Origin of the sequence: Streptomyces hyaluromycini, from assembly GCF_002217755.1 — a bacterium.
Lineage (GTDB): Bacteria > Actinomycetota > Actinomycetes > Streptomycetales > Streptomycetaceae > Streptomyces > Streptomyces hyaluromycini.
The window spans coordinates 1,606,821-1,620,589 of sequence record NZ_BCFL01000016.1; the positions used below are offsets into that span (position 1 = coordinate 1,606,821).

13 protein-coding genes are annotated in these 13,769 nt (G+C 69.3%); 5 read left to right on the top strand and 8 right to left on the bottom strand.

What is annotated here, in order from left to right:
* Positions 1–3 precede the first annotated feature (3 nt).
* The 5 genes from SSP29_RS07535 to hemL all read right to left on the bottom strand — a co-directional run bounded on the left by SSP29_RS07535 (position 4) and on the right by hemL (position 4,874).
* Positions 4–777: a cytochrome c biogenesis CcdA family protein gene (locus SSP29_RS07535; protein WP_089099635.1), complete on the bottom strand. Its 774-nt coding sequence runs from the start codon at positions 775–777 to the stop codon at positions 4–6.
* 1 nt (position 778) lies between these two features.
* Complete coding sequence (locus SSP29_RS07540) at positions 779–1,369, bottom strand: TlpA family protein disulfide reductase (protein ID WP_150133713.1); 591 nt, start codon at positions 1,367–1,369, stop codon at positions 779–781.
* Positions 1,370–1,425: 56 nt separating this feature from the next.
* Positions 1,426–2,691, bottom strand: coding sequence for a polysaccharide deacetylase family protein (locus SSP29_RS07545; protein WP_089099637.1), 1,266 nt, complete (start codon positions 2,689–2,691; stop codon positions 1,426–1,428).
* A 165-nt stretch (positions 2,692–2,856) separates the two neighbouring features.
* The gene (locus SSP29_RS07550; protein WP_089099638.1) at positions 2,857–3,549 is read right to left on the bottom strand and encodes a histidine phosphatase family protein; all 693 of its coding nucleotides are present in this window, start codon (positions 3,547–3,549) and stop codon (positions 2,857–2,859) included.
* Positions 3,546–4,874, bottom strand: coding sequence for a glutamate-1-semialdehyde 2,1-aminomutase (hemL, locus tag SSP29_RS07555; protein WP_089099639.1), 1,329 nt, complete (start codon positions 4,872–4,874; stop codon positions 3,546–3,548). Before hemL ends, SSP29_RS07550 begins: the two co-directional genes overlap by 4 nt.
* A 302-nt stretch (positions 4,875–5,176) precedes the next feature.
* On the opposite strand from hemL, the gene SSP29_RS07565 reads away from it, so the two are divergent.
* On the top strand, positions 5,177–5,860 hold the full coding sequence (locus tag SSP29_RS07565) for a hypothetical protein (RefSeq protein WP_174855923.1): 684 nt from the start codon (positions 5,177–5,179) through the stop codon (positions 5,858–5,860).
* A gap of 67 nt (positions 5,861–5,927) precedes the next feature.
* Here SSP29_RS07565 and SSP29_RS07570 read toward each other — a convergent pair whose 3' ends face one another.
* On the bottom strand, positions 5,928–7,265 hold the full coding sequence (locus SSP29_RS07570; RefSeq protein ID WP_089099641.1) for a tyrosine-type recombinase/integrase: 1,338 nt from the start codon (positions 7,263–7,265) through the stop codon (positions 5,928–5,930).
* A 667-nt stretch (positions 7,266–7,932) separates the two neighbouring features.
* On the opposite strand from SSP29_RS07570, the gene SSP29_RS07575 reads away from it, so the two are divergent.
* The 4 genes from SSP29_RS07575 to SSP29_RS07590 all read left to right on the top strand — a co-directional run bounded on the left by SSP29_RS07575 (position 7,933) and on the right by SSP29_RS07590 (position 12,488).
* Positions 7,933–8,166 (top strand): helix-turn-helix transcriptional regulator, encoded by a 234-nt coding sequence (locus SSP29_RS07575; protein ID WP_150133716.1) that lies wholly within the window; start codon positions 7,933–7,935, stop codon positions 8,164–8,166.
* Positions 8,167–8,845: 679 nt separating this feature from the next.
* Complete coding sequence (locus SSP29_RS07580) at positions 8,846–10,012, top strand: DUF3631 domain-containing protein (protein WP_174855924.1); 1,167 nt, start codon at positions 8,846–8,848, stop codon at positions 10,010–10,012.
* A 356-nt stretch (positions 10,013–10,368) separates the two neighbouring features.
* Positions 10,369–10,818, top strand: coding sequence for a plasmid mobilization protein (locus tag SSP29_RS55110; protein ID WP_245883021.1), 450 nt, complete (start codon positions 10,369–10,371; stop codon positions 10,816–10,818).
* Positions 10,815–12,488, top strand: coding sequence for a relaxase family protein (locus tag SSP29_RS07590; RefSeq protein WP_089099643.1), 1,674 nt, complete (start codon positions 10,815–10,817; stop codon positions 12,486–12,488). The genes SSP29_RS55110 and SSP29_RS07590 overlap by 4 nt, the downstream gene beginning before the upstream one ends.
* On the opposite strand, the gene SSP29_RS07595 is transcribed toward SSP29_RS07590, so the two are convergent.
* Both SSP29_RS07595 and SSP29_RS07600 read right to left on the bottom strand, forming a co-directional pair.
* Positions 12,489–13,049, bottom strand: a complete 561-nt coding sequence (locus tag SSP29_RS07595) for a flavoprotein (RefSeq protein WP_089099644.1) — start codon at positions 13,047–13,049, stop codon at positions 12,489–12,491. It lies immediately after the preceding gene.
* A complete protein-coding gene (locus SSP29_RS07600) occupies positions 13,046–13,753 on the bottom strand; it encodes a WbqC family protein (RefSeq protein WP_089099854.1) in 708 nt (235 codons plus the stop codon). Before SSP29_RS07600 ends, SSP29_RS07595 begins: the two co-directional genes overlap by 4 nt.
* Positions 13,754–13,769: the final 16 nt, after the last annotated feature.

Below are 13,769 nucleotides of genomic sequence, written 5' to 3' on the forward strand. Positions count from 1 at the left end.
GAGTCAGATCCCCACAGTGAAGCCGTTGGACCAGCCCTGCATCTCCTGCACGAGGCCGTCCCAGGCCCCGGTCAGCAGCAGCACACCGGTCACGATCATCATCGTGCCGCCGATGCGCATCACCCAGACATAGTGGCGCTTGACCCAGCCGAAGGCACCGAGCGCCTTGCGGAAGGCGACCGCGGTGAGCACGAAGGGGACACCGAGGCCGAGGCAGTACGCGACGGTCAGTATGGCGCCGCGGCCGGCGCTGCCCTGCTGGGAGGAGAGGACGATCACGGAGGAGAGCGTCGGGCCGATGCACGGGGTCCAGCCGATCCCGAACAGCGCGCCGAGCACCGGTGCCCCTATCAGACCGGCCACCGGCCGCTTGTGGAAGCGGAACTCGCGCTGGGTGAACCAGGGCATCAGGCCCATGAAGAACACACCCATGGCGATCATCAGCACGCCGAGCACCTTGCTGAGCCCGCTGGAGTGCTCCAGGAGCGTCGAGCCGAAGTAGCCGAAGAGCGCACCGCCCGACACGAACACGGCGGTGAAGCCGAGCACGAACAGCGCGGCGCCCGTGGCCATCCGGCCGCGCCGGGCGTCGGCGAGGTCGGTGCCCGCGACCCCGGTGACATACGAGAGGTAGCCGGGCACGAGGGGCAGCACGCACGGGGAGAAGAAGGAGACGAGTCCGCCGAGCAGCGCGATCGGCAGGGCGACCAGGAGGGCGCCGTTGAGGACGGTCTCGTTCCGGCCCGTCTCCGCCGCGACCGTGAGGAGTGCGCTCACGTCACTTCTCCGCGACGACGGGCTTGAGCATCTTCAGGAGGTTCTCCTCGCTGAGCGCCGCCAGCGAGCGCGCCGCGACCTTCCCCTGCCGGTCGAGTACCAGGGTGGAGGGGATGGCCTGCGGGTTGAGCGTGCCCTTCTTGAAGCGGAGCATCAGCTTGCCCGTCGGGTCGTACAGGCTCGGGTAGTCGATGCCGTTCTGCTTCTCGAAGGCGACCGCGGAACCGGTGCTGGTGTCGCGGGTGTTGATGCCGACGAACTGGACGCCCTTGCCCGCGTACTCCTTGGAGACGGAGGCGAAGTAGGGCGCCTCGGCCCGGCAGGGGCTGCACCAGGAGCCCCAGACGTTGATGACGACGACCTTGCCCTTGTAGTCCGCGACGTCCAGGGTCCTGCCGTCGATGGTCTTCCCGGACAGGTCGGGGGCCGCCGTGCGGTGGCCCTCCGCAACCGTGTCGATACCGTCCTTGCCGGTGACGAAGTTGGTGTTGCCGCCTCCGCCGGAGGTGCCGCCGTTGCCGCACGCGGACAGGGTCAGGGCCGCCGTGGCGGCCATGGCGCCGAGCAGGAGGGCGCGGCTACGGGTACTCATGTGAAAAGTTTCGCATGCCCGTTCTGAGGATCTTGCGCACCCCCCTCACGGACGCCTCAGGCGGCTGCTCCCTGCTTGAGGAAGGTCTTCCAGCCGGCGGCGGGGCGCTGTCCCACGTCCAGGGTGCGCAGCTTCGCCAGCACCTCCGGCTTCTGGACGTCCAGCCAGTCGGCGAACTGCCGGAAGGAGACCATCCGGACGTCGGCGCCCTTCTCCTTCTCCCGGGCGATGTGCGTGAAGGCCTGCTCGACGGCGTCCATGTAGATGCCGCCGTTCCACCGCTCGAAGTGGTTGCCTATGAAGAAGGGCGCCCGGTTCGTCGTGTACGCCCGCTGGAATCCGGATATGTACGCCTGGGCCGACTGGGTCCGCCAGCCCGGGTAGTTGTAGGCGGGGGCCTTGGTCGAGTTGACCGACTGGTTGGCGAGCATGTTGTAGTCCATGGAGAGGACCTCGAAGGAGCGGCCCGGGAACGGTATCTGCTGCAGCGGCAGGTCCCAGACGCCCAGCTTCTTCTCCGGCCAGACCTGGCGGCCGCCGGGCGAGGAGGCGTCGTAGCGCCAGCCGAGCTCGCGGGCGGTGGGCAGCAGGTTGTTCTGGCCGAGGAGGCACGGGGTACGGCCGCCGACCAGCTCCTTGTCGTAGTCGAAGGGGAGCGGGGGCAGGTCGGTCCAGCCGGTGTTGGTCCGCCACTCCTTCACGAACGCCTTGGCCTGGTCTATCTCGCTGCGCCACTGCTGGGGCGTCCAGTTCCCGACGGTGCCGTGGCCGCCGCAGAAGTGCCCGTTGAAGTGGGTGCCTATCTCGTGCCCTTCGAGCCAGGCCCGGCGGACGTTGGTGAGGGTCGCCCTGATGTGCTCGTCGGTGAGGTAGCCGATGTCCGAGGCGCCGCGGGGGTTGTTCGGGGGGTCGTAGAGCCGCTTCTTCGACTCGGGGAGCAGGTACAGCCCCGAGAGGAAGAAGGTCATGGCCGCGCCGTGCTCCCTGGCCAGGTCGAGGAAGCGCGGGAAGAGACCGGTGCCGACCTCGCCGGCGCCGTCCCAGGAGAAGATCACGAACTGCGGCGGGGTCTGGCCGGGCTCCAGCGGCTCGGGGGCGGCGGGCTGGTGGGGCTGCTTGCCGGTGCTGGAGGTGGAGCCGTCGCCGAGGGGGCGGGCGTCCGGCGTCTTCGACGGCTTCGACGACTTCGACGGCTCCTTGGTGGAACCGCCGGCCCGGGTTGTTCCGTCCGATGCCGTGAGAGAGCCGCAGCCGGCGAGGCCGAGTCCGGCCGTGGCGCCCGCGCCGAGGCCGAGTATTCCCCTTCGGGTGAAGGTCCGCATGGTTCCCCGATTCGTCACGTCCTCTGGTGGTCACCCACTCAGAGGGCGTGACGAAGGGGCGGGTTCCGCCGCGTCTGTGATATTCCGCAACGAATGTGACGACGGTCCATCCAAGTGGCGTGCGTCACTCATGACTTACGCAGCATGACGCAGGCCCGTTCAGGCTCACGCTCCGAAGGCCTTGTCCTTCCCCTTCACCGGCTTGGCACCGGCGCGCAGATGGACCGGTACCAGGTCGATGGCGGGCTCGGAGTAGCCGACGGAAACGATCCTGTCGCCCTGGTAGGTGAAAGTCGTCAGCGAGGCGAGGGTGCACTGCCGCTTGCGCGGGTCGTGCCACAGCCGGCGCCGCTCGATGTACGACCGCAGGATCCAGATCGGCAGCTGATGGCTGACCAGCACCGCCTCGTGCCCCCGCGCCCGGTCCCTGGCCGCGTCCAGGGCGCCCCGCATCCGCACGACCTGGTCGACGTACGGCTCGCCCCAGGACGGCCGGAACGGGTTGACGAGGTACTTCCAGTTGGCCGGGTTCTTCAGCGCCCCGTCGCCGACCCCGAAGGTCTTGCCCTGGAAGATGTTCTCGGCCTCGATGAGCCGGTCGTCGGTGCCGAGGTCGAGCCCGTGCGCCTTGGCGATCGGGGTCGCGGTCTCCTGCGCGCGCTCCAGCGGGGAGGCGGCGACGTGGGTGACGTCCCGGCCGGCGAGGTGCTCGGCGACCCGGTCGGCCATCTGCCGCCCGAGCTCGGAGAGGTGGTAGCCGGGGAGTCTGCCGTACAGGACCCCGTCCGGGTTGGCCACCTCCCCGTGCCGCATCACATGGACGACGGTGATGTCCTGCTGCTCGCTCTGCTCGCTCATGCTGCCGTGGCCTCCGCGGCCGCTCGGGCCGCCGCCGGGAGGGCGTCGGCGATCTTCTGGACGGCCCGCTCGTCGTGGGCCGTGGAGACGAACCAGGACTCGAAGGACGACGGCGGCAGGTAGACGCCGTCGGCGAGGAGGGAGTGGAAGAAGGCGGTGAACCGGAACGACTCCTGGCCCCGCGCGTCCTCGTAGTTCCGCACCGGGCGGTTGGTGAAGAAGACGGAGAACATGTTGGAGGCGGTCTGCACCTGGTGCGCGACGCCCTCCTTGCTCAGCGCCTCCCTGACGAGCCCCCGGATCTGCTCCGACACCGCGTTGACCTTGTCGTACGCCGCGTCGTCGAGCAGCCGCAGCTGGGCGAGACCGGCGGCGGTAGCGACCGGGTTCCCGGAGAGGGTGCCGGCCTGGTAGACGGGCCCGGCCGGGGCGAGGTGCGCCATGACGTCCTCCCGCCCGCCGAAGGCGGCGGCGGGGAACCCGCCCCCCATCACCTTCCCGAAGGTCATCAGATCAGGCACCACCCCGTCGATCCCGAACCACCCGGCCCGACTCGTCCGGAACCCGGTCATGACCTCGTCGGAGATGTACAGCGCGCCGTTCTCGCGGCAGGCGTTCTTCAGCCCCTGGTTGAACCCGGGCGCGGGCGGCACGACGCCCATGTTGCCCGGCGAGGCCTCGGTGATCACACAGGCGATCTCCCCCGGGTGCCGGTGGAAGGCCTCCTGCACCGCCTCCAGGTCGTTGTACGGCAGCACGATCGTGTCGCCGGCCTGCGCACCGGTGACACCGGGGGTGTCCGGCAGCGCGAAGGTGGCGACGCCGGACCCGGCGGCGGCCAGCAGGCTGTCGACGTGTCCGTGGTAGCAGCCGGCGAACTTGATCACCTTGGTGCGCCGGGTGAATCCGCGGGCGAGCCGGATGGCGGACATGGTCGCCTCCGTCCCGCTGCTGACGAGCCGCACCTGTTGCAGGGGCTCGATCCGGGCGACCATCTCCTCCGCGAGGGCGACCTCGCCCTCACCGGGCGTACCGAAGGAGGTACCGCGGGAGACGGCCTCCTGGACGGCGGCGATGACCTCGGGGTGGGAGTGCCCGAGGATCATCGGCCCCCAGGAGCACACAAGATCGACGTACTCGCGCCCGTCGGCGTCCGTCAGGTAGGGCCCCTTGCCGGAGACCATGAAACGGGGGGTGCCGCCGACGGCACGGAAGGCGCGCACCGGGGAGTTCACGCCGCCGGGCGTGACGACGGAGGCGCGGTCGAAGAGCGCCTGTGAGACGGGCGCGTCGTAGGGATAGGGCGTTTCGCTCTGGGCACTCATGACGTGCGGCTTCTCCGACTTCTCGGACTCCGGATGCTTGGTGACCTCCTCAGGGTAGGCCGAGGACGGCGGTCTCCTCGCAGCGGAGGACGGCGGTCCCCGCGCAGCGCCCGGGGCATCTGCGAGACTGTGACCCGATACACCCAGCTCATCCGGCACGCAGGCGGCCGGAGGCTGTAAAGATCCTGCGGACTGATGTTTCGACGCACGTTTCGGCGGGCGGCCGTGGGGGAGGTCACTGACACGATGATCGGGTTGCGCGGCGGGGGCCACGCGTCCTAGAAAAGCAGTCGGGTGGAGATATGCATCGCGGTGGCGGACTGGGCGAGGGGACCGATGACCTGGGTCCTCGACGTGCCCATCGGGGAAGGCACCGGCGCGACGCGGAGGAATCGGCCGAGGCAGCACGTCAGGAACAGGGCGTACCGAGTGAGTCGGAGCGGCGCGACCGACGTATCGATCAGCGGGACCGCGATCAGAGGGATCGGGACCAGCGGAGCGATCGGCGGATCGACCGTCTTCAGACCGGGAGCAGGAATGGTGGTCGGGTGGGGGTGACGTACAAATACTTCGGCGCACCGGACGGCGCGACCGCGGCCCGTGTCCCGATCTCGATGCGCCCCGAGGAACTCGGCGGCGACGAGCTCGGCATGAACGGCATGTTCACCAAGATCAAGCCGGAGACGATGGCCGCGATGGTGCTGACGGGCATCGAAGGCGTGCCTCTGCACAAGGTGCCGCCGCTGGAGCTGGTCGTCCTGCACCCGGACTACGCCGTGGTCAAGCTCCCCATGACGGTGGTCGACCCCCTGCGCGGCATCGGCGAGGAAGCGGTCGGCGCGGCGGCCTTCATCTGGTCGACGGTCCCGGACCGGGGCGGCCCGAGAGACGCGTTCAACGTGTACCAGCTGCTGCACGAGTGGCAGGACTTCAGCCACCGGCTGCATGAGGCGGGGCATCAGCCTTATTGCCTGGTGTGGCCCTGACCTGGGGTTTCGGGGGTTTCGGGCGGGGTCTTCGGGCCTCGCCTTCTTCATGTCCCCGGAGGGGCCGTCAGGCGGCCAGGGCACATTGAGGGCACATGAGTTTCGGCGGGGGCACTGATGTGCCCTGGGCTGCGAGCGGGTCGCCGTCGTCTTCCGCCTCGGCTTCCGTATCCGTGAAGGCGTCGTCGATCGCCTTGCGGGTACGGGTCTCGCTGGACGGCAACAGGTGCGTGTACGTGCGCAGCGTGAAGCCGGGGTCCGAGTGGCCCAGAAACTCGGAGAGCGCCTTGATGCTCTCCCCCGCGTCCAGGAGTACGGAGGCGTAGGCGTGCCGGAGGGCGTGCATGCCGTCTTCCGGGGCCGCCTGGAGGTAGCGCGCGCCGCGCTCGCGGGGAGGGATCACGCCGGCGGCGGCCAGGGCGCGCTTCCAGTCGCCCATGTTAAAGACGCTGCGGTTGTAGGCCCGCCCCTTCTGGTCGACGAAGAAGAGACAGAAGGTCTTCGGCTCACCGTCCGGCTTGGCCCAGGGCAGGGCAACCTCGACCGGCGGAAACTCCTTCATGTGCGCCTTGAGGGCGGCGGCGAGCTGCGCGGGTAGGGGCACCGAGCGAATCTTGTTGCCCTTGGGTAGGGCGAAGACGGGCTTCGTGCCGACGAGTCGCACCTGGCGGTTGACGTGGATCCAGCCGCCCTTGAAGTCGATGTCCTCGACGGCGAAGCCGAACACCTCGCCCTGACGCAGACCGCAGCCGAAGGCGAGCTTGCCGCCGGCCTGGAAGCGCTTCGGGAGACCGGCGATGACGGCGCGGACGCGCTCCAACGACCAGGGGACGATCTTCTTCTTGGTCGCGGTCGGCAGCTTGACCGACTTCGCCTTGCAGGGGTTCTTCGGCAACAACCCGTCCTCCACGGCCGCGCCGAGGATGCTGGAGAGGATGTCGAAGATGCCCTCGATCGTGGGCACTTCGAGGCCGCCGTCCTGGAGGGCCCGGATCCACCCCTGGATGACCGAGGGCTGGTTGAGGGACCGCAGCTCGCGTCGGCCAAGGTGCTCGACGATGTGGTTGCGGACGGTCGCCTCGTAGCGGAGGGCGGTCGTCGGGCCGACGGAGTTCGCCGCGAGCCACTTCTGCGCGTAGGCGTCGAGCGTCTGCTTCGTCTCGGCAGGTACGACGTAGGAGCCATGCCGGAGTTCGACGTCCACCTCGGCGGCGCGGTTGTCGGCCTCCGCCTTGGTGTGGAAGTTCTCCTTGCGTTGGTGGCCCTCCAGGTCGCGGTAGCGGACCTGCCAACGCTTGCCGATTCCGTGGTCGGCGGTGGGAGCCATCCGCTTCGTACGGCTCTTGTGCTCGCCGCACTCGGCCTCGGTGGGCTTGGGGTGGGACTTGTGCCAGCGGTCGTACACGTCAGCCAAGAAGGGCCTCCTGGATGGGGTTTGGGGACTGGGGGTGGCGTGGGTCGCAGCGGCGCGCGTCAGCCACGGGAGCAGTAGGGCTGCGGGAGGGGCGGCGAGCTGGTGCTGGGGCAGGTCGGCGCAAGGCGTGGATGCTTGATGGCGCGGGCGGCGTGGAGGCTGGCGGGGCCTATTTCGACAGGTCGGTTGGGCATGACAAATAGCTGTAACTTGCAGTCGACCGTCATGGCAAGAGTTAGTTCTTAAACTCTCCAAAAGTCGCCCGGAGGCGAAGTGGTGTTCGTCTCGTCGAATTCCGGCACATCACGAGCCGTTTCAGCGGGGAGGTTGTGCTACCTTCCCTCCGCGTCAATGAGGCGGGCGATTTGAGCACCTATCAGATGCAGTGTCCGGCGGGCTGGCCGTGTCACTTCTGACTGCTGCACGCCGCCTCTGATCTGCTGAGGTACCGGATTCCGGCACCTCGGCTGGTTGCTTCGCCACAGAAAATTTCGGCTTCCGCAGGAGCGATTTCGGCAACCGGGGATTCGCCCTTACTGTTTTGGTCTCCCCCGGCGACGCCGAGGGAAGTAGCCGGGAGTTTCAGAATTCACTCTGGACGCTTCCCAGGTGGTGTGGCTGCGTCGCCCACACCTGCCATCCAAACCCTGATTCCTATATGGAGACCTCATTGCCGAACCACTCCCCGCGCCTTGCCAGGGCCGAGCGTGACCAGCTCGCCGCTCCCGCCGACGTGGCCGCGTACCTCGGAGTACCGGTCAAGACCCTCTACCAGTGGAAGTACCGGGGCATCGGCCCCAGCGTCCACAAGGTCGGCCGTCACCTGCGCTACCGCTGGCGGGAGGTGGACGCGTGGCTGGATGCCCAGACGTCGTACGACCTCACGGCCTGACCCCGCGTCTGGCGCGGACAACGAAGCGGCCCCCGGCGCGCCAACGCCGAGGGCAGAAGACTTCCCAACTGATCGCCCATCCCTGAACGAACGAGCTGGTGAGGGGCGGGACTTTGCCCGTCCTGCCCCTCACCGGAGAGGAACGCCTATGGAGGACCCTACGTCCCCCAACTCCACGAACACCGCCCCGACCGGCTGGCCCACTCCCGCGGTCCCCGGCGAGGGCGTCCCCTGGCGCCGCAGGGATCAGGCGGACACACGGTCCCCGGCGTCGGGGACCGTCGAGCATTCGGCGAATGTGGAAGCAGACGGGGACCGTCCCCAGCCGCCTGCTGATGCCGCTGTTGGGGACCGTCCCAGCGACGTCCCCGCTGCTCGGTCCCCGCACGCCCCGGTCTCCGTATCGGCATCCGGCGCAAACTTGCAGGTCAGCGGCGTCAAAATGGGGACCGGTCCCCAAGAGGCTGCAGTTGCACCAGGGGACCGCAACAGGGACCGTGATCACGGTCCCCGCCAGTCGCTGGGGACTGACAACCCCGTGGCGGGAACCGCCCAGCAGGAGGGGACCGGTCCCGTCGACGTACGGGGACCGGATCACGGGACCGGCTCCCGGTCTCCTCGGGGACCGGGAGACCCTGGGGAACGGGGTTCCGGTGAGGGTGCGGAACTGCTGGATGAGTTGCGGTCGGCGATCGGCAAGTACGTCGTACTGCCCAGTGACGAGGCGCTGACAGCGGTCACCCTGTGGGTGGCGGCCACGCACATCCAGACCGTTCTGCAGCACGCGCCGCGTCTGGCGGTCGTAGGCCCGACGAAGGGCTGCGGCAAGTCCCGGGTTCTGGACGTGCTCCACGAGACCGTGCACCAGCCGATCATGACGGTGAACATGTCCACGGCGGTGCTCTTCCGCATTATCGGCAAGAACCCGCGCACGATCCTGGTGGACGAGGCCGACACCATCTTCAGCAAGGCCGGTGACAACGAGGAACTTCGCGGCCTGCTGAACGCCGGACACCAGCGCAACCAGCCCGCCTGGCGCATCTCCGGTCCGGAGCACAAGCCGACCCCGTATCCGACCTTCGCCATGGCCGCACTGGCCTCGATCGGCGACCTGCCCGACACGATCACCGACCGGGCGGTCGTGCTCCGCATGCAAAAGCGCAAGCCGGGCGAGAAGGTGACCCCGTTCCGCTCGCGCTACGCCACACCGGAGCTGAACGCACTGCGGGACAAGCTGGCCGCCTGGCTGGGACCGCTGCGCGGCACGGCGGGCCGCATGGCGCCGACGATGCCGGTGGAAGACCGAGCGGCGGACACCTGGGAACCGCTGGTCATCATCGCCGACCTGGCCGGCGGCCACTGGCCAGCCAGCGCCCGTGCGGCCTGTGTCGCGATGACCCGCTTCGAGGCCGTCCAGGACGAGCAGACCAACCTGAAGACACGGCTGCTGCGCGACATCCACCACGTCTTCGAGACACACGGCGACCCTGAGGCCCTGTCCTCCCTGGATCTGGTCACCGCCCTGCTCCAGGACGCCGACGCCCCCTGGGCAGAGCACGGCACCAACGGGCTCAACGCCTACCACCTGGGCAGAATGCTGCGGGACTTCGACATCCGCCCGGCCAACTACCGCTTCGACAAGGGCAGGCAGGCCAAGGGGTACGCCCGTAACCGGTTCCTCGACAGCTGGGCCCGGCACTGCCCCGACCTCACCGAGACGGCGCCCGCCCCCGCGCACGACTCCGCACCCACGCGCCCGGCTCAGGGCAAGCCGCCCGCCGCCCCGGCAGGTCAGCTGCCCATCGGCCCGCCCGGCGGCCCCGCCAGCACCAAACGCGCCCGCTGACCCGCCTCCCCCTGGGTCCGTATCACTGCGTCGCATCCGTCCCCGCGCAGGTCAGCGCGGGGACGGATGTCCTCGCCGGGACGGACTTCTCCGTACCTGCCCGAGTGTCCGTACCTGTCCTGACCAGGCATGGGACGGATGCGACGCACATGACACGCCTCCCGCCCCCTCACCGTCGGAGCACCACCATGCACGAACAGCACCACGAACTGCCCACAGCTCAGCAGCAGATGCACGCCACCTCAGCCCCAGACAGCGCAGCAAGTTGTCGGGTAAGGAGTCCTTACCCGGCCGCCGCCCCTGGGGTGGCGAAGGCACCCGGCACCGAGGGGGCACCGGGGTCGGGCGGCCCGGCGGTGCCGACCGAGACGGGAGCGACCAGACCGTCGCCACACGCCGCGCTGACGCCGACGCCGCAGCGCCGTCTGCGTCAGCCGCGCCTACGCGAGCGCCGCGTCCATCCGCGTTACAGCGACAGCGAGTTCACCGACCTCGCCCACGCCGCCGCGCTCAGCCGAATGCAGATCGGCGGCTACGTTGCCGAGGCGTCGCTCGCCGCGGCCCGCGCTGAAGACCCCACGGCTGCGATCGCCGACTACCGCGCCATGGTGAAAGCGCTGTTGGCCGCCAATCGGCAGCTCGGCGGCCTCGGCAACAATCTCAACCAGCTCACCTGGCACCTCCACAAGGACGGCGCCTGGCCCGAGCCCGAAGTCGTCCACCGGCTGCTGGCCCGCGTCGAAGCATCGATCGGCGACGTGGACACCGCCATCGCCCAGGTCACCGAGGGAAGGCAGGGCCGGTGATATCGAAGATCATCACCGGCAAGGGCAGCACCCGCCGTCTGATCGCCTACCTCTTCGGCAAGGGCGACGCAAACGAGCACGTCGACCCCCACCTGGTCGCGTCCTGGAACGGCTTCGCACCCGACCCCGGCCGCAGCCCGCACCGCGACCCGAAGGAGGTGGAAAAGCAGCTCTACACACAGCTCGACCAACCGGTGTCCATGCTCGGCCGCCAGGCTCCCCAGACCACGGTCTGGCACTGCCCGGTCCGCGCGGCCCCAGAGGACCTCATCCTGTCCGACGCCCAGTGGGCGGAGATCGCCCGCCGGATCGTGGCCGCCGCCGGCATCGCCCCCGCCGGGGACACCGAAGCCTGCCGCTGGGTAGCAGTACGGCACGCCGATAACCACGTCCACATCGCCGCCACCCTCGTCCGCCAGGACGGCCGCCGCCCCAAACGGGACTACGACATCCGAGCCGTGCAGCGCGAGGCCCGCCAGATCGAAGTCGACTACGGACTGAGGCGGTTGAAATCAGGCGACGGCACCGCCACCAAACGCCCCACCAGCAAGGAGCACTTCAAGGCCAATCGCCTGGACCAGGACGCCACGTCCCGAGAGATCCTGCGCCGACGTGTCCGTCGCGCGATGGCCGCCGCCTCCACGGAGACCGAGTTCTTTGCTCTGCTGGAGGCATCGGGTGTGGCGGTGCGGCCCAAAACCGAACCGTCCGGGGACGTGACCGGCTACAGCGTCAGCCTGCCCGGCGACGTCAACAAGCAAGGCGAACCCATCTGGTACGCGGGCTCCACCCTCTCCGGCGACTTGTCCCTGCCCCAGGTCCGCAAGCGCCTGGCGACGGCCGCTCCCGAGCCGGTCACCGTCCAGCCGGGCAACCCCTGGCACCAGGCCACCGCCTCCACCGAACGCATCCCACACCACCTCAACCGCAGCGACGACGGTGTGGCTCAGGGCCAGCTGGCCGCGCTCGGCGGAGTACTCGACCTGCTGCCCGTCACGGCCCAGGTAGCAGCACGGGTCGAGCTGGAACGGGCCGCCGTGGCGTTCGAGCGGGCTACTCGTTCCCGCATCGCCGCCGACCACTCCAGCGCCAGAGTCCTGCGGCGAAGTGTCCAGATGATCTGGAACGACGCCGCGCGACACGGCGACGGTGCCGGACTGGCGATGCTGATCGACGTGGCGCTGACCGCGGTTGCCTACGCCGTGCACTGGCATCGCACCCGGCAGCACGCCCAGCAGGAGGCCGCGGCCGAAGAGGCGCTGGTCCACCTGCAGGCGGCTCACGTGCAGATCACCGAACCGGTTCTGGCCCGCTTTGCCGCCCGAGCGCCGGGGACTCAGATCAAGCGCCGCTACGCCTCCCACCTACAGCAGGCAGTCCCCGAGCACGCCGAACGCATCCTCAACGACCGAGCCTGGGATGCTCTGGCCACCGTGCTCGCCGAGGCAGAGTCCGCAGGCCACAACGTGTCCACGCTCCTCGACCAGGCGCTCAGCCAACGCACGTTGGACGACGCGCGCAGTCCCGCTCGCGCCTTGACCTGGCGGATCCGTCGACTTGGCGAGCGTCACGCGCCTGGTCCCCAGGCCCAGGCAGCCAACGCCCGACACGCCGCCCAACGCCCAAGCCCGCCCCCACCCGCTCCGGAGGCCAGGGGACAACAGCGCTGATCACGTCGCCACGGACACCACAGGGGCGAGAAGCCTCAACGCCTCCTCCCAGCGGTATCGATCCGCGCCACCGCCGGCCTTGGGCCGGTGCAGTTCGTACGAGCCGATCAGGACGTCCATCTCGCGCAGGTGTTCAAGGCTCCGGCGGTATGCGGGGTGGGCGGCTTGGGCCGAGTTCAGGTACGGCAGGACAGCGGTCGGGATGCCCATCCCGTATGCCTCGCACAGGATGCCCAGAGCGAGAGTGTCGGAGATGCCGGCGGCCCACTTGTTGACCGTGTTGAAGGTGGCTGGCGCAACCGCGATCGCGTCCGCGGGTGGCAGCGGCCGAGCCTCGCCGGGCGCGCGCCAAGCGGAGCGGATCGGGTGGCCGGTCTGGGCTTCGATCGCCTCGGTTTCAAGGAAGCCGAGGCCCTGCGGGGTGGCGACGACTCCGACGCCCCAGTTCCGTTCCTGCGCGGCGGTGATCAGCTTGCCGACGTCACCGGCGATGCCGCACGCGCAGACGATGACGTACAGGAAGGGCTTCTTGGCCGGTTCCTTGGCGGTGGGCTCTGTCACGCGTGGGCTCCAGGATGGTGGGCTTCTCGTTGGGCGGCCAGCTGATCGGCCAGCGCATCGGGCCCGATCTTGCTTAGGGCCCACAGGCTGCTGGATCGACGTGCCCACCGCCAGAGCGGGTTGTCCACAGGGGTGTGGAAGGGCAGCACGGGAATGCCGTGGACGTCGAAAGGACCAGCGTCGAGGTAACGCAGACCACCGGTGCCGCACAGATAGTGGGTGCTGCCGGTGGCTGCCGCGAGGTCGGCAAGGCGCTCGGAGCGGCCTTGCCGGGTCGGGATCCCGCTGCTGTCCCGCACCTTGCCCGACCAGCCGAGAGCGCTGAGCAGGGCGATCGTCGATGTCCTCGCCAGGTCGGCCACACGGTCCGACTCGTCGAGCGCGGCCAGCACCTCGGACACAGCACCCCAGTAGGGACTGCGGCCGTAGTACTGGCGGACGAGAAGCTGGACCGTCCGGCGCGAGCGACGCGGATCAACAAGCCGTGCCTGGCTGATCAGCGTCGGGCGCCCGTGGGGAAGGTGCGTCGGGAGCGTGAGCCACTGCTGTCGGGATGGATCGTCCAGGGCGGCGAGACGGGCGCGGTGCTGGTAGTCGCGCCGGGCGAACTGCACGTCGTCCAGGACGATCCACAGGTCGGCGCAGAACAGCTTCGCCAGCGTGGACAGCCGGGGAAACAGGTTCGGTTGGTGGATCGCGCACAGCCCGTCCAACGCATCG